Origin of the sequence: Vibrio sp. Of7-15, assembly GCF_022347565.1 — a bacterium.
GTDB lineage: Bacteria > Pseudomonadota > Gammaproteobacteria > Enterobacterales > Vibrionaceae > NORP241.
Genome location: NZ_JAKRGH010000030.1, coordinates 46,582 through 62,131, shown reverse-complemented (window position 1 = coordinate 62,131; position 15,550 = coordinate 46,582). Strand labels below are relative to the sequence as shown.

Here is a 15,550-nt window from a genome sequence, read left to right as displayed (position 1 = left end):
CTAGACGAAATCGCGGAAGACGACAGCGATGAGTTGTTATCGGAATTAGACGCGGATATTTCTGAGCCAGAAGCCGAGCTTGCAGCGGACGATGTTGAGCTGACCGAAGACAGCACAGATGTCTCAGATGACGCCGATCTGGATTCAATCGAAGATGATTTCTCCTTTGAAGAGCCAGTGGTTGCTGACGAACCTGAGCTTGAAAGCGAAGTGTCTCTGGAAGAGTCAGAGTCTTTGGACGACTTGGACTCGCTAGATGATGACTGGGCCGTGGATGCACCGGAAGAACTGAACACTGATGCTGAATTAGTTACAGAGCCAGAAGCAGTACCAGAAAGTGAGTTAACCAGCGACATTGCAGAAGATGACAGCGATGAGTTGTTATCGGAATTAGAAGCTGAATTTTCTGAGCCATTGGAATCATCAACCTCAGAACAAGTGGAAGATTCTTTATCAGATGACTTTGGTGTGCACGATCTTGATTTGACTGCCGCTGAACCTGAAGTGGAAGCTGAGTTCGATTTACCTGAACCTGCTGATGATGTTGATAGCCTATCAGCTGAAACAAATGACTTTGATACTGATTTAGATCTTGATAATAGCGATGAGTTACTGGCAGAGCTTAGTGAAGGTGAATCAGATTTCGAAGGTTTATCGGTAAGTGATGCACTGGCTGAGTTAGATTCGAGCGAACAGAGCCAGGAATCGGAAAGTACTGATACTGTGTTATCTGACTCTGACTTACCTGAGTTTGGTGAAGCTGACGCTTTAAAAGATGCCGAAGAACATGATGCTGATAGTGTAAGTACACCTGATGATGCGCCATCCGGTCTGAGTGAGGCATTTAATCAAAATAGCGTGACCTCTGAAGAGTTAGACGCTTTAGTCCAGAAGAATATAGAAAGTGCTGGTCTTGATCTTGATAACTTACTAACAGACACGGGAGATGATTGGGATGGCTTTGATCTTTCATCCAACGCTGAAAATATTCCTAAAGATGAGTCAGAAGCATGGACTACAGAATCAACACCAGAGCCTGAACTAGAAAAAGAAGATTGGTCTGAGCAGCCTGAGGTGGAATATGACCCTCATGGGGAGGATCAGTATTTAAGCATTGAAGCGCTAATGGCTGAAGCCGAGTCTGGCGAAAAGTCGCCAACCGAAGAGGAAGACTTGAACCTTGATGTAGGGCTTGATGACTTCCCAAATGTGCTTGGCGATGTCAAGGAGTTTGATGTTGATGTTGGTGGGGAAGCTTCTAGTAAACTTGATTTAGCAAAAGCATACCTTGAAATGAGTGATCAGGAAGGGGCGCTTGAATTATTAGAAGAGGCAATCCAGTTGGGTGATGAGTCAGTAAAAGAAGAAGTGGAAGCATTACTCGCTCAAATTAAGCGTTAATGGTTTTAAGGTAAAATTTTTCTTTATACTTATTAAAGGCGGTAGCGATAAGCACCGCCTTTTTTTATAATTGTCGGCTTTAGTCGTAATTAATGAAAGTGAATACAAAACTATGCGAATAGCTTTAGGTATCGAGTACGATGGCGCTAATTATTTTGGCTGGCAACGTCAAAGAGATGTGATCAGTGTACAAGAAAAATTAGAAGATGCGTTGTCTATAGTTGCTAACCATCCTGTAAGCGTGCAATGTGCTGGTCGTACAGACTCTGGGGTTCATGGTACAGGGCAGGTAGTTCACTTTGATACTGATGCTACTCGTAAAATTGCCGCTTGGACGATGGGGGTGAATGCTAATTTACCAAAAGACATCGCGGTTCGCTGGGCAAAACCAGTGGATGATGAGTTTAATGCACGTTTTAGTGCAACGGCACGTCGTTACCGCTACATTATCTTTAATAACCCACTACGCCCGGCCATTTTAGGGCATGGCGTGAGTCATTATCATGATCCTCTTGATGTGAAAAAAATGCACGAAGCTGGTCAGTATTTATTAGGTGAGAATGACTTCACATCCTTCCGTGCCACTCATTGCCAGTCTCGTAGTCCATGGCGTAATCTAATGCACTTGAAAGTGTCACGGTATGGTGATTTTGTTGTTATCGATGTGAAAGCGAATGCTTTTGTTCATCATATGGTACGGAATATAACAGGAAGCCTAATTGCTGTTGGTAAAGGCGAAAAAGATCCTGAGTGGATAAAATGGCTATTAGATGCTAAAGATCGTACGTTAGCAGCCGCAACAGCAAAAGCTGAGGGATTGTATCTTATTGATGTTGATTACCCAGCTGAGTTGGATTTACCACGAGTACCGCTAGGCCCGCTTTTTTTATCTGATTAATTACTCTGATTATTTATATAACGGCGTATTAATTCGATATTGTAAAATAGGTACAACCAGTTTTTTATCTACAGAGAGGGAAGTTTGTGCTTTAATCCTCTCTGCTAAAAATTTACGAATTACTTCTCTCTAGCTATTTTAGCTGGGGAATACAAAGAAAAGGTCTTCCATGAGTTGGCTTGAAAAGATTTTAAATAAAAGCAACATCGTTAGTTCTCGTAAGGCGTCTATCCCTGAAGGTGTATGGACTAAATGTACTTCTTGTGATCAGGTTTTATACCACGCAGAGCTTGAACGTAATCTAGACGTTTGTCCTAAGTGTGATCACCATATGCGTATGAAAGCGCGTAAACGTTTAGAAGCATTTCTTGATGAAGGTGATCGTGAAGAATTAGGTGCAGAGCTTGAGCCTAAAGATCTTCTGAAATTTAAAGACTCTAAAAAATACAAAGATCGTATTTCTGCTGCACAGAAGTCGAGTGGTGAAACAGACGCACTAGTGGTAATGAAAGGTAAAGTATTAGATTTACCTGTTGTTGCCTGTGCTTTTGAGTTCTCCTTCATGGGCGGTTCTATGGGATCTGTAGTTGGTGCTCGCTTTGTACGTGCTGTAGAAGCTGCGATTGAAAATAATTGTGCGTTAGTTTGTTTCTCTGCAAGTGGTGGTGCACGTATGCAAGAAGCATTAATGTCGTTAATGCAAATGGCAAAAACCAGTGCAGCTCTTGAGCGTTTGTCCTCAAAAGGTCTTCCGTTCTTCTCTGTGTTAACAGATCCGACCATGGGTGGTGTTTCTGCTAGTCTAGCGATGCTAGGTGATGTTAATATCGGTGAACCTAAAGCATTGATTGGTTTTGCTGGCCAACGTGTTATCGAACAAACGGTTCGTGAAAAGCTACCAGAAGGCTTCCAGCGTAGTGAGTTCTTACTAGAGCACGGTGCGATTGACATGATTGTCGACCGTCGTGAGATGCGCCAACGTATTGGTGGTTTGATTGCAAAAATGACTAATCAAGCATCACCTTTAGTAGTTCCAGTTGTAGAAGCAACGGAAACTCCAGAAGCAGAATCTTCAGAAGAGAGCGAAGTCGCAGCCGAAAAAGAATAAAGCGGTTTATTATTGATGTCTCAACTTCTTCCTCCTCAAGCCACATCGCCACTCGCGATGTGGCTTAGTTATTTAGAGCAACTTCATACCAGTGCGATTGATCTGGGTTTAGATCGAGTTCAAGCGGTGGCTCAAAAAGCAGAGTTAGTTAAGCCTGCTCCTTATGTTATTACCGTTGCTGGTACAAATGGCAAAGGTTCTACTTGTGCACTTATGGAAGCCATTTTACGTGAAGCTGGTTACAAAGTAGGTGTTTACAGTTCTCCTCACTTAATTCGCTATAATGAGCGAGTACGTATCAATGGCCAAGATCTTGCGGATAATGAGCACAGCCAAGCTTTCTCCTTCATTGAACAGGTTCGTGGTGATATCAGCTTAAGTTTGTTTGAGTTTGGTACATTAGCGGCGTTGCATTTATTCAAAGTCCATCAAGTGGATGTGGTTCTGCTTGAAGTCGGTTTAGGTGGACGCCTAGATGCAACCAATATTGTTGATCATGATGTTTCAGTGATTACGAGCTTAGCGGTGGATCATGTTGATTGGCTTGGTGATGATATTAATGTTATCGGTTTTGAGAAAGCCGGTATCTTCCGTTCAGACAAACCTGCGATTTGTGGGCAGCCGAATCCACCAGCCAGTGTTGCAGCACATGCTGATGATATCAATGCAGAGCTATTTCAAGTTGGTTATCAATTTAATTACCAAATCGATGGTGATAAGTGGAACTGGCAGTGTGGTGCATTCGATTTGTCTGATTTACCATTGCCAAATCTTCCACTTCCTAATGCTGCGACAGCATTAATGGCGTTAGGGGCTTCTGATTTAGAGCTAACGGATGAACACCTTGTTGAAGGGCTTAAAAAAGCGTATTTGCCTGGCCGTATGCAGCTATTAAGTCAAGAGCCAACCATTATTCTTGATGTAGCCCATAATCCTCACTCTGCGGCATACCTGGTTGGCCAGCTTAAAGAGCGGTATCCGGGGAAAAAAGTACATGGTGTTGTTGCCATGCTTCATGATAAAGATATTGAGTCGACTTTAGCTGAGTTTTCAGCATACATAGAGGTTTGGTATCCGGCTTCTTTGTCTGGCCCTCGTGCTGCCACGTCTAGTGAGTTAATGGCTTACCTTCCTACTGGAACTCAGGAATTTAAAGCTCCGGTGGACGCATTTGTTCAAGCTCAGAAAATGGCTAAGTCAGATGAAATTATTCTTGTTTTTGGCTCTTTCCATACGGTTGGTCAAATATGGGATCATTGGAGCAAGGCTCAATAAGGAGTGACTGTGGCAAGTAAATTTCAAAGCCGCTTAGTAGGCACCATCATTTTGGTTGCTATTGGTGTCATCGTACTGCCAGATGTCTTTGATGGTAAAAAATTGCACTATCAGGAAGAGTTTGCCAGCATTCCCATTAAACCTGATGCCGAAGAAGAAATTGAAACTTTTGAAGTATTAGAGCCTGTCGATTTTTCTGCTGAGCTGCCGGATGAGCCAGTGAGTGTCGCTATTGATGATAATGATGACCCACAAATAGTTATTAATGAGGTAGAGCCTGTTAATAATTATCAGAAAAGTGCTTGGATTGTTCAGTTGGGTGTATTTAGAAATTTTGATAATGCACACCAACTGGTTACTAAGTTAAGGGCTCAAGGCTTCCAAGCTCATGTGTACCCTAAACAACCTGAGCCAGGAGATTTAGCTCGTGTTGTTGTGGGACCCGATATTTCCCGTGATCAATTGGAATCTGAGCTACCTAAACTGGAAAAATTGACCGGATTAAAAGGTCGAATGATGAAATTTAATCCACTTAATCCTTAAACAAACGTTTGCGTGGCGCGATTTTCTGTTAAAATGCGCGCCAACTAAGATATGACATCAACATGATTTGGATCGACTTTGTAATTTTAGGCGTAATTGGCCTTTCATCACTGATTAGTTTAATACGCGGTTTTGTAAAAGAAGCGCTGTCATTAGTTATTTGGTTTGGTGCTTTTTTTGTCGCGAGTAACTTCTACCCTCAGTTAGCGGTATATTTTACTAACATACATGATGAAATGGTACGAAATGGCAGTGCGATTGCTGCATTGTTTATTTCAACATTGGTTGTTGGGGCCGTGGTCAATTATGTTATTGGTCAGTTAGTTCAAAAAACAGGCTTATCAGGCACTGACCGGATTCTCGGTATTGTATTTGGTGGGTTACGTGGCGTACTTATTGTCGCTGCAGTGCTGTTTTTTATTGATGCATTTACGTCACTTTCAGATGCAGAGTGGTGGACGAAATCTCAATTGATCCCTAACTTTGCGGTGGTCATTGAGTGGTTCTTCACTTATTTAAAAGAAACATCGAGTTTTTTGCCTGGCGCACTTTAGCGCCAGTCCTTTCGCAAACGAGGATTAAAGGACATGTGTGGTATTGTTGGAATCGTGGGTGCAACACCTGTAAATCAGTCTATTTATGACGCTTTAACTGTTTTACAGCATCGTGGCCAAGATGCGGCTGGTATTGTTACCATAGAAAGCAATCGTTTTCGTCTACGTAAGGCTAACGGATTAGTGAAAGATGTGTTCGAAGCTAGACACATGCAACGATTACAAGGAAACGTTGGTATTGGACATGTTCGATACCCAACGGCAGGTAGTTCTAGCGCTTCGGAAGCACAGCCTTTTTATGTGAACTCTCCTTATGGCATTACATTAGCTCATAACGGTAACCTGACGAATGCAAATGAGATTCGTGAGAAGTTGTTTGAGCATGATCGCCGTCACTTAAATACAACCTCTGATTCGGAAGTACTGCTCAATGTACTTGCACATCAAGTGGATCTCGCGAAAAACTATCCTCTATCTAAAGATGATATTTTCTACGCGGTACGTAATGTACATCGTCAAATTAAAGGTGCTTACGCAGTTGCAGCGATGATCATTGGCCATGGTATGGTTGCATTTCGTGATCCAAATGGTATTCGTCCACTGTGCCTAGGTAAGCGTGAGGTAGATGGTCGCACGGAGTACATGGTGGCTTCAGAGTCAGTGGCATTGGATGCCGTAGGCTTTGATTTTGTACGTGATATTGCACCAGGCGAAGCTGTGTATGCTCCATTTGAAGGTGGTTTATTCACAGAGCAATGTGCAGAAAGCCCACAACTTAACCCATGTATTTTTGAGTTTGTGTACTTTTCTCGCCCTGATTCATTCATTGATAAGATTTCGGTATACAGTGCCCGCCTTGCAATGGGCAAAAAGTTGGGCGCAAAGATTAAACGTGAATGGGACGACTTAGACATTGACGTTGTGATCCCAATTCCTGAAACCTCGTGTGATATTGCACTAGAAATCGCGCAGATTATCGATAAACCATACCGCCAAGGCTTTGTGAAAAACCGTTATGTTGGCCGTACTTTTATTATGCCTGGTCAGCAACAACGCAAAAAGTCGGTGCGCCGTAAACTTAATGCGATTCGTTCTGAGTTTAAAGGTAAGAATGTCCTACTTGTTGATGATTCTATTGTCCGTGGGACAACATCTGAGCAAATTATCGAGATGGCTCGTGACTCAGGAGCTAAGAATGTATACATGGTATCGGCGGCACCAGAAATTCGTTTCCCTAACGTCTATGGTATTGATATGCCAAGTGCTAATGAGTTAATTGCTCATGGCCGTGATGTAGAAGAGATCAGCAAAATTATTGGTGCCGATGCGCTTATTTTCCAAGATCTAAAAGATTTGGTGGATGCTGTTGGTGAAGGTAATCCTGATGTGCAATTATTTGAAACTTCAGTGTTTAATGGTAGCTATGTAACAAATGATATTGATCAGTCTTATTTAGATTACCTTGAGTCTTTACGCAGTGACGACTCCAAGATTCAACGTGAGATTCAGCAAGATCTTGCTAACCTCGAGTTGCACAATGAAGGCGCATAACGCTTAGGTTTTATGACACAGAGGGAAAAGCCAGAGTTTATGCTCTGGCTTTTTAGTTTTGTGGCTCTTATAAATAGAAACTGCATTGAGATCCAATGCAAACAGTTAGGAAGTGGGAAGCTCAAAGTCACTAACAAAATCAATAAATAACCGTACTTTTTCTGGCTGGTGTTCTCGGTGGTTATAAAGCATGTAGACATCACGCGGGTTCGCCGACCAGTCTTTTAGTATTCTCACTAAACTGCCATCTTCCATATATTGAGTGAGCATAATATCTGGCATGAGTGTGATGCCTAACCCATCGGCACAAGCGCGTCTTACCACGTTAAGCTCACTGGCTTCAAAACGACCAGGATCAGTAATGGTAATAGTTTCACCAAGGTGGTTATTCAAACGCCATTTTAGTAAAGGCTTTCCCTTTAAAAGCATGTGTGAGTGTAATTCACTGGCGTGTTGTGGTGTGGAAACACTTTCTAGATAGCGTGGACTTGCGACTAAAATATCTTCAACAGAGCTTATTTTTCGTGCAATGAGTGTTGAGTCCCGTTGTGGTCCAACACGAAAGATCACATCCCATTCTGTAGGATCGAGTTGATCTGGCTGATTGCTCATTGATAACTCAATACTGATGTCTGGATATATAGACATAAATTTATTCAAAATGGGTTGAATCAGCATTTTTGTTAAATTTGAAGGTGCTGCAATTTTTAACTTTCCAGCTGCCCCTCGGCACTCTTCACTTAATTGCTCACTACTATTTACTAAGGCTTGCAGAATTGGGCCGCATTCATCGTAAAAGCGTTGCCCAGCTTCAGTGAGAGAGAGTTTACGGGCATGGCGATTTAAGAGGCGGATATTGAGAGACTCTTCTAAGGCTTGAATGCGGCGAGTGATGGTGGCAACAGGCACAAGAGTGTAACGAGAAGCCGCCGTGTAGCTACCATGCTCTACAACAAGGCGGAACAGATTTAAATCATCAAGCTTCATAGAATACTTCGTTCAATGTGTATAGATACCAGAGTGTATCTTAGAACGAAGGTATTGATGACTGAAACTGCAATGGATTTGTTCCATATCAAACGTTTTTATTAATAATTAAACAAATTGTATGATGTTTACTATCTGATACTGTTGTTATTTTTAGTGATTTTTGTGTATTAAATATTGTACATTTGTGTGTGTTATGTGTCACAGTTATCAAGAAAGAGCTTAAAAATAACAGTATCAAGAAGACGATGCTGTTGAATAGACCTATGCTTTAACAAGGGTGTGCAAATTAGAAAGTAAGGATGAAATTATGCCGACCAGAACTGAAAATATAGAAAATGAAGTACCACACACTCTTGGTTCTGTTATTGGTACATCTGCAGAGGAGTCGAGTTTGTTAGCAGGTAAAGAAGTCTTAATCGTGGAAGATGATCCGATCTTTCGCCGCATGGTTAGAGGATTTCTTGAAAAACAAGCGTGTATTGTTCATGAAGCAGAAAATGGACTTGAAGGATTAGTGGCTCTGAGACAAAGTATTCCTGATATCTTATTGTGCGATCTTTCAATGCCAGTGATGACAGGCATGGAGTTTGTTGAAGAAGTGAGCATGGAATACCCTATGTTGCCGATGATCGTTGTCTCTGGAACTGGGGAAATGAAAGATGTCGCGAAAGTCTTGCGGCATGGTGTAAAAGACTTTTTGGTTAAACCGCTTGATGATATTAGCATTTTAGAATCAGCACTGTTGTCGGTGCTAAAAGATACGAACTCAGAAGATATGATGGGGCGTGATTTTTCGAGCCAGTGGTTTGGTACTTCTGAAGATGACGGAGAAGCCCCTATCGAGAAAGAATTACACTGGCATCTTGAGCAGCTTAAAGACAATCCAAACGCTGCTCGAGAGCTGCTTATCGGCTTACTACCCGATCAAGACTCTCAGCTTGGTAGTTGGAAATTTACCTATCGTGCTTTGCAAGCGATGGATAGCATGCCGATTGTATTGGATTACTCATGGTTGATGGATGGCCGTTTGATTTTTTACTTTGTTGACTCCGGTTCTGGGGGAGAAAATGGTGTGGGTACAGCGCTTTTAGTTCGCGCGTTTTTTAACGATTACATTCGAACTCGGATCGCACAAGAAAATGATTTAACGCATTTAGCGTCATTGATTGAAAAAGGGATTACCCATTCAGGCTATGCAGAACCCATTAATGCTCTGTTTGGGATCTTTAATGTATGTAATGGCGAGCTTGAAATTTTACCCGCAGGGTTAGGTGGGTGTTGGAATGTGAATTCCGTTGCTACTCGTATTCAGCCTTCACAAAATTTGGGTAACAATAGCCATGAGAATAAAGTTGTTGAATTGCAGGTAGGCGCATTGGGTGGTGACTTAACCCTTAGTGAAGCAGGAGCATCAAGCTTAAGCTTAACCTTAAAAAACTTAGACGCTCTTTAATTTTTTATTCCAAGTGAAGCTGTGAGTTAGTGAGCATCCCCATATAGCACTCAGTATTATTGAGTGCTATTTTTATGTTTGTATCTACTGTGCTGTTGGCATTTTAAGCATCGATTTTCGGCTGGATCTTGCAGGATTTGTGAAACTTCTAATTCTTCTTCGCAATCTACGCAAAAACCATACATTTGGGTTTCAATGAGGGCTAAGCTTGCATCTACTTTTTCCAATCTAATGGCGTCCCTATTTAGGCTATCGATGTATAGCCCTTTAGCTTGTTTGATGATGTGTGTGACAGAAGAGTTTTGATTGTCAGAGCTTAGATGGTGATTTTTTAAATTGCCCACCAGCTTTTGGAGCAGTTGGCTTTTTTCATCACTTAGTTTTTGTGTTTGTTGTTCAATGAAGTCCATCTTAGCCACCTTTTTACCGTCGTCCTTTCTACAAGTAAGTCTCAGTGTAATAAAGTCGGTTAGTAATGAGCTGATATAAATCAATTCAGTTGCATAAAAAGCAGGTTGAATCAAACAGGCTGCTGTCTTTAAGTTAAGATCAAACGGTTTTAAACCTTACTTTTCCTCGGTTTTTGTTTCTAAAGTTTTTGTATATATTGTCGCGCTGTGTACGAAATGTAGCTAAGCTGTAATGATAAATCTTACGCTAGCTATGATTGGAATTGAGTGGGCAACAAAAACAGAGGCCATCATGGAAAAAGATTTTAAAGATCCTTATAACGTATTTTATTTTATTGGTTTTTTGCTCGCTTTATTGCTTCCGACCTTGCCTGCAACCCTAACTTGGATCAAAATTATATCTGGGACGTATTAATTTTTAGTTTACAAAGGAGGGGAAGTGACTGATTCGATAAAAAGGTTATTTTTTGTTGTGATCGGTTGGATATTTGTTTGCCTAGGTTTTTTGGGTATATTTCTTCCGCTCCTACCTACTACTCCTTTTCTACTTTTAGCCAGTGCGTGCTTTATGCGAGGCTCACCTCGTTTTCATGCATGGCTTCTTCAACATAAGACGTTTGGTCCAATAATCATTCAATGGAATGAAAATGGTGCCGTTAGCCCTGTCATTAAACGACGAGCATCACTGTTAATGGTGATGAGCTTTAGCCTTTCTATTTGGTTAATCCCGACACTATGGCAAAAAATCATGTTAGTTGTGATGGGGGTATCACTCTTATGGTGGTTTAATCGCTTGCCTGAATACGAGCCTGTTGCTGAAGAGTCTGAAAATAACTAACATTATGGTGAAGTGTTGGATGCGCCTGCTCTTCTGAGTGGGCGTTGTTATTTTAGCCATACCGGATTGATTGTTTACTCGGTATAAAATAGGTTCCGGTTGACTCCGGTTACAAATATGACAGTAGAAACTCTTACTCTAATTAAAGACAGTATCAAAAGCATTCCTGATTATCCTAAAGAAGGGATCTTATTCCGCGATGTGACTAGCCTAATGGAAAACCCTGCCGCGTATCAGGCGACAATCCAATTATTAGCCGATACATATCGAGATGGCGGTTTTACCAAAATTGTGGGCACAGAAGCACGTGGCTTTTTATTTGGTGCGCCGTTAGCATTAGAGCTAGGTGTTGGTTTTGTTCCTGTGCGTAAACCTGGAAAGTTGCCACGTAATACGATTGCTCAAAGCTACGAGTTAGAGTACGGTACGGATACGTTAGAAATTCACACAGATGCTATCGTTGAAGGTGATAAAGTACTGATGGTTGACGACTTGCTGGCAACTGGTGGCACTATTGAGGCTACAACAAAGTTGATTCGTCAGCTAGGTGGTCAAGTTAACCACGCTGCTTTTGTTATTAATTTACCTGAAATTGGTGGTGATAAGCGCCTACAAGCATTGGATATTGATGTGTACAGTATCTGTGAATTTGAAGGCCATTAATCTGCCATTTGCCCAATCTTTAAAAAAGAGCTGGCTGCAATAGCCAGATTAATACTAAGTGACCTTAATATAACCTCATCAGTATTTTCGGTCACTTAGGTATATGCTAGGATTACCCCCTTAATTCTGTCAGGCACTATTCTATGAGTTATCAGGTTTTAGCACGCAAATGGCGTCCTCATCACTTTAAAGATGTTGTGGGCCAGCCTCATGTGCTAACAGCGTTGGAAAATGCGCTAGAACATAATCGTCTTCATCATGCTTATCTTTTCAGTGGCACTCGCGGGGTAGGTAAAACGACAATTGCTCGTTTATTTGCTAAAGGCTTGAACTGTGAGCAAGGCATTACCGCAACGCCTTGTGGTGAGTGTGGTACTTGTCGCGAAATTGATGAAGGGCGTTTTGTTGATCTGCTGGAAATTGATGCAGCTTCAAGAACAAAAGTTGAAGACACTCGTGAACTGTTGGATAACGTTCAGTACAAGCCAGCGCGTGGTCGCTTTAAAGTGTACCTTATTGATGAAGTTCACATGTTGTCTCGTCATAGTTTTAATGCGCTTTTGAAAACGCTAGAAGAGCCACCAGAATACGTTAAATTTTTACTGGCGACGACCGATCCTCAGAAGCTACCTGTCACGATCCTATCTCGTTGTTTACAGTTTCATTTGAAGCACATCAGCGTTGATCAAATCCACACTCAGCTTGACCATGTTTTAGAGCATGAAAACGTGACTGCAGATGCGCGTGCTGTGAGCTTATTGTCTCACGCTGCTGATGGCAGTATGCGTGATGCGTTAAGTTTAACCGATCAAGCTATCGCTCTTGGCAACGGGCAGGTGAGTGACGATATCGTATCAACGATGTTAGGTACTCTTGATACTGACCAAGCGATTCGTTTACTTGAATCCATGACTGCTAAAGATCCTCAGCAAGCAATGACTTGTTTGGCGGAGTTAGCCAAAGTTGGGATTGAGTGGGACGCTTTAGCAAAAGAACTCGCGTCGCAGTTACATCGTATTGCAATGTATCAAGCATTGCCTGCCAGTTTAGATCTGTCTTTGCCAGATGCTGAACGAATCGAGCTCTTAAGTAAGCAGCTAGATCCTCAAGATGTCCAACTTTGTTACCAAATAGCATTGCAAGGTCGTAAAGATTTACCTTTTGCTCCTGATGGAAAAACAGGGGTAGAAATGATGTTGCTGAGGATGTTGGCGTTTAGACCTATGGCCATGCCTGCTCATCAACCTCAAATAGTGAATGTCCCGGCGGCAGAACCTGCTCCAATTCAGCAGCAAATGAGCCCGCAGACTGTCGCTGCTCAACCTCAATCACCTCAAAGTGGGATGAGACAGCCTCACAGTGCGCCTCAACGAGTGGCACCACCTCAGATGCCGAGTGCACCGCAAGAGAGCTCAGCGCAGCCAAGAGGGCTATCGCAAGCAAAACAGGCCATGCAACAACAAGCTCCGATGCAGAATGCACCACAGCATGCTCAGAAGCCGATGTCTCCACCTCCGATGAACCCCGTTGAATCAGCGCCGCAGGCAGCTCCTCAGCCCGTGAATACGGCCACTGCACCACGTGAAACAAAAGTAGACTCACCAGCATCCAACTTATTGGCTGCACGTAACCAGTTGCGCAGTCGTTCGAAAGGTTTGGCTCCTGCTGGGGAGATTAAACCGAGTGATAATGTAAAAAAGAGTAATGCGGCGCCTGTAAAAAAGGCAAGCTCAGTGCTGGATCGCTTAGCTGAAAAGCACCCTACATCAAAAGGGATGCAGCCGTCGCATCATATTACTGAGCCCGGTCAACCTGTGGATGTTATCGAAGATGATGGCTATCGCTGGAAGCCAACAACCCAAGTTGAAGATAAGCCTGTGATTCAGGTAACGCCATCTAAAGAAAAGCAGGCGTTGGAGCAAGAGAAAACACCTGAAATGGTGGCTAAGTTGACTTTAGAGGCGGCAGAGCAAGATGCTTGGTCTGCATTAGTCGGAAAACTGAAGGTTCCTAAATTGATCCAGCAGTTGGCACTAAACTCAGCCTTCGAGCAGAATGGCCAGCAAGTTCAGTTATGTTTAAGAAGTGCTCAAGCGCATTTAAACAGTGAGCGGGCTCAAGCTCAGCTGGCAGTAGAATTAGGTGCCTTGCTAGGTAGTGAGATACAATTAGACATAGAGCTGGGCGAGAAAGGTGTAACGCCGCTTGAATGGCGTGAAAGCCTTTACCAGAAAAAATTAGTGCAGGCTCAGCGTAGTTTGCAAAGCGATCCGAATGTCGCTTTCATTGTACAGCGCTTTTCAGCCGCAGTAGATGAAGAGAGTATTCGACCAATTTAATGATGTTCTTTGGGTTGAATTTACGAACCAAATTCCCCATATAAGAGATACATAAGTTAACCATCCAAGCGAATAAAGAGAGAGTAATATGTTTGGCAAAGGCGGAATGGGCAACCTGATGAAGCAGGCGCAACAAATGCAAGATCGTATGCAGAAAATGCAGGAAGAGATTGCAAACATGGAAGTGACTGGTGAAGCAGGTGCAGGCCTAGTAAAAGTAACTATTACTGGTAGTCACAGCGTTCGTCGCGTTGAGCTGGATGACAGCTTAATGGAAGACGACAAAGAAATGATCGAAGACTTGATTGCCGCTGCATTCAACGATGCATCTCGTCGTGTTGAAGAGACACAAAAAGAGAAAATGGGTGACGTTACTGGCGGTATGCAACTACCACCAGGCTTTAAGATGCCATTCTAATTATGCGTACCAGCCATTTGCTGGAACAATTGATGGAGGCCTTACGTTGTCTACCTGGGGTTGGCCCCAAGTCAGCTCAGCGTATGGCCTTTCATTTATTGCAGCGTAATAGACAAGGCGGCCTACAATTGGCAGATGCACTTTCACAATCCATGACCGAAATTGGGCATTGCTCTGAATGTCGGACATTCACGGAAGAAGAAACGTGTGCCATTTGTCTAAATCCGCGTCGCCAAGAAAACGGCCAACTATGTGTTGTTGAAAGCCCAGCAGATATTGTGGCTGTTGAGGCTACGGGCCAATTCTCAGGTCGTTATTTTGTCCTGATGGGGCATTTGTCACCTCTTGATGGTATTGGGCCAAGTGACATTGGTTTAGACTTGCTTGATATGCGTTTATCTCAAGGTAATATTTCGGAAGTTATTCTTGCGACAAACCCAACCGTTGAAGGTGAAGCAACAGCCCATTATGTGGCTGAGTTATGTACTGAACATCAAGTGTCGGCTAGCCGCATTGCGCATGGTGTTCCTGTCGGCGGTGAACTCGAACTCGTTGATGGCATGACACTTTCCCATTCATTAATGGGAAGGCAAAAACTGTAGTTTCGCCTGAACATAAATTGTTAGCTTCATTAGTGCATACTCCGTACGATAAAGTGTGAAGCTAATTCAATTCTTTTCTCTCAATCAAATCACTTTCTTTTCCTTTGTTTACATTTTATCGTACAAGATATTAAACTTGTTGCGCATTTTTGGTGTTTGGAACCCTGTTTCTACGTTGTAATATCGATATGCCAAAAGCGGTATAGCTATACCGTACAATAATAAAAGTTAAATGGACATGAAATTACGATGAACGATATTTCCGTATTAATAAAAGTGGCTCAGGTGTTAGAGCTCAATATTGTGGACGATAATGTAATTGCTTGCATTGCTGCTGTCTCAATGTACAAAAAAGTTGCGGATGAAGAGCTAGGGGACGTTCTATTAAGTGTGTATCGCAGTCAGTCACCGGTATTGCTATATGCGATCATGAAAACGAGAGAGTTTAAGGAAGTGGAAGTAATCACGAAAAACAAACCAAGGCCTGCTTATCGTTTAATGTAATAC

The 15,550-nt window shown here is 42.5% G+C and carries 16 protein-coding genes; 14 read left to right on the top strand and 2 right to left on the bottom strand.

What is annotated here, in order from left to right:
* The 7 genes from MHO82_RS22135 to purF all read left to right on the top strand — a co-directional run.
* The coding region (locus MHO82_RS22135; protein ID WP_275440732.1) for a FimV/HubP family polar landmark protein at positions 1–1,401 on the top strand (1,401 nt) is incomplete at its 5' end.
* Positions 1,402–1,513: 112 nt separating this feature from the next.
* Entirely contained in the window at positions 1,514–2,299 is a 786-nt protein-coding gene (gene truA / locus MHO82_RS22130; RefSeq protein ID WP_239187976.1) for a tRNA pseudouridine(38-40) synthase TruA, read from the top strand.
* A gap of 169 nt (positions 2,300–2,468) precedes the next feature.
* Positions 2,469–3,407: an acetyl-CoA carboxylase, carboxyltransferase subunit beta gene (gene accD / locus MHO82_RS22125; protein WP_239187974.1), complete on the top strand. Its 939-nt coding sequence runs from the start codon at positions 2,469–2,471 to the stop codon at positions 3,405–3,407.
* Between the two features lie 15 nt (positions 3,408–3,422).
* Positions 3,423–4,682: a bifunctional tetrahydrofolate synthase/dihydrofolate synthase gene (gene folC, locus MHO82_RS22120; RefSeq protein WP_239187972.1), complete on the top strand. Its 1,260-nt coding sequence runs from the start codon at positions 3,423–3,425 to the stop codon at positions 4,680–4,682.
* Between the two features lie 9 nt (positions 4,683–4,691).
* Complete coding sequence (locus MHO82_RS22115; RefSeq protein WP_239187970.1) at positions 4,692–5,225, top strand: SPOR domain-containing protein; 534 nt, start codon at positions 4,692–4,694, stop codon at positions 5,223–5,225.
* Positions 5,226–5,287: 62 nt separating this feature from the next.
* Complete coding sequence (locus MHO82_RS22110) at positions 5,288–5,779, top strand: CvpA family protein (protein WP_239187968.1); 492 nt, start codon at positions 5,288–5,290, stop codon at positions 5,777–5,779.
* A 33-nt stretch (positions 5,780–5,812) separates the two neighbouring features.
* Positions 5,813–7,330 (top strand): amidophosphoribosyltransferase, encoded by a 1,518-nt coding sequence (purF, locus tag MHO82_RS22105; RefSeq protein ID WP_239187966.1) that lies wholly within the window; start codon positions 5,813–5,815, stop codon positions 7,328–7,330.
* Positions 7,331–7,435: 105 nt separating this feature from the next.
* Here purF and MHO82_RS22100 read toward each other — a convergent pair whose 3' ends face one another.
* On the bottom strand, positions 7,436–8,317 hold the full coding sequence (locus tag MHO82_RS22100) for a LysR family transcriptional regulator (RefSeq protein ID WP_239187964.1): 882 nt from the start codon (positions 8,315–8,317) through the stop codon (positions 7,436–7,438).
* Positions 8,318–8,711: 394 nt separating this feature from the next.
* On the opposite strand from MHO82_RS22100, the gene MHO82_RS22095 reads away from it, so the two are divergent.
* Complete coding sequence (locus MHO82_RS22095) at positions 8,712–9,773, top strand: response regulator (RefSeq protein WP_239187987.1); 1,062 nt, start codon at positions 8,712–8,714, stop codon at positions 9,771–9,773.
* Positions 9,774–9,829: 56 nt separating this feature from the next.
* On the opposite strand, the gene MHO82_RS22090 is transcribed toward MHO82_RS22095, so the two are convergent.
* Positions 9,830–10,297, bottom strand: a complete 468-nt coding sequence (locus MHO82_RS22090) for a TraR/DksA C4-type zinc finger protein (protein WP_239187962.1) — start codon at positions 10,295–10,297, stop codon at positions 9,830–9,832.
* Positions 10,298–10,622: 325 nt separating this feature from the next.
* On the opposite strand from MHO82_RS22090, the gene MHO82_RS22085 reads away from it, so the two are divergent.
* From MHO82_RS22085 to MHO82_RS22060, 6 genes are all read left to right on the top strand, one after another.
* The gene (locus tag MHO82_RS22085; protein WP_239187960.1) at positions 10,623–11,021 is read left to right on the top strand and encodes a YbaN family protein; all 399 of its coding nucleotides are present in this window, start codon (positions 10,623–10,625) and stop codon (positions 11,019–11,021) included.
* 117 nt (positions 11,022–11,138) lie between these two features.
* The gene (gene apt / locus MHO82_RS22080) at positions 11,139–11,684 is read left to right on the top strand and encodes an adenine phosphoribosyltransferase (RefSeq protein WP_239187957.1); all 546 of its coding nucleotides are present in this window, start codon (positions 11,139–11,141) and stop codon (positions 11,682–11,684) included.
* Between the two features lie 143 nt (positions 11,685–11,827).
* Positions 11,828–14,023 (top strand): DNA polymerase III subunit gamma/tau, encoded by a 2,196-nt coding sequence (gene dnaX, locus MHO82_RS22075; RefSeq protein ID WP_239187954.1) that lies wholly within the window; start codon positions 11,828–11,830, stop codon positions 14,021–14,023.
* An 88-nt stretch (positions 14,024–14,111) separates the two neighbouring features.
* Positions 14,112–14,441: a YbaB/EbfC family nucleoid-associated protein gene (locus MHO82_RS22070; RefSeq protein WP_239187952.1), complete on the top strand. Its 330-nt coding sequence runs from the start codon at positions 14,112–14,114 to the stop codon at positions 14,439–14,441.
* A gap of 2 nt (positions 14,442–14,443) precedes the next feature.
* Positions 14,444–15,043, top strand: coding sequence for a recombination mediator RecR (recR, locus tag MHO82_RS22065; protein ID WP_239187950.1), 600 nt, complete (start codon positions 14,444–14,446; stop codon positions 15,041–15,043).
* Positions 15,044–15,292: 249 nt separating this feature from the next.
* Positions 15,293–15,547, top strand: a complete 255-nt coding sequence (locus MHO82_RS22060; protein WP_239187948.1) for a hypothetical protein — start codon at positions 15,293–15,295, stop codon at positions 15,545–15,547.
* Positions 15,548–15,550 lie beyond the last annotated feature (3 nt).

Bases quoted from the DNA above. Each gene is read 5' to 3' on its own strand.
- truA (WP_239187976.1), top strand. From the start codon at position 1,514: ATGCGAATAGCTTTAGGTATCGAGTACGATGGCGCTAATTATTTTGGC.
- accD (WP_239187974.1), top strand. From the start codon at position 2,469: ATGAGTTGGCTTGAAAAGATTTTAAATAAAAGCAACATCGTTAGTTCT.
- folC (WP_239187972.1), top strand. From the start codon at position 3,423: ATGTCTCAACTTCTTCCTCCTCAAGCCACATCGCCACTCGCGATGTGG.
- MHO82_RS22110 (WP_239187968.1), top strand. From the start codon at position 5,288: ATGATTTGGATCGACTTTGTAATTTTAGGCGTAATTGGCCTTTCATCA.
- purF (WP_239187966.1), top strand. From the start codon at position 5,813: ATGTGTGGTATTGTTGGAATCGTGGGTGCAACACCTGTAAATCAGTCT.
- MHO82_RS22100 (WP_239187964.1), bottom strand. From the start codon at position 8,317: ATGAAGCTTGATGATTTAAATCTGTTCCGCCTTGTTGTAGAGCATGGT.
- apt (WP_239187957.1), top strand. From the start codon at position 11,139: ATGACAGTAGAAACTCTTACTCTAATTAAAGACAGTATCAAAAGCATT.
- dnaX (WP_239187954.1), top strand. From the start codon at position 11,828: ATGAGTTATCAGGTTTTAGCACGCAAATGGCGTCCTCATCACTTTAAA.
- MHO82_RS22070 (WP_239187952.1), top strand. From the start codon at position 14,112: ATGTTTGGCAAAGGCGGAATGGGCAACCTGATGAAGCAGGCGCAACAA.
- recR (WP_239187950.1), top strand. From the start codon at position 14,444: ATGCGTACCAGCCATTTGCTGGAACAATTGATGGAGGCCTTACGTTGT.
- MHO82_RS22060 (WP_239187948.1), top strand. From the start codon at position 15,293: ATGAACGATATTTCCGTATTAATAAAAGTGGCTCAGGTGTTAGAGCTC.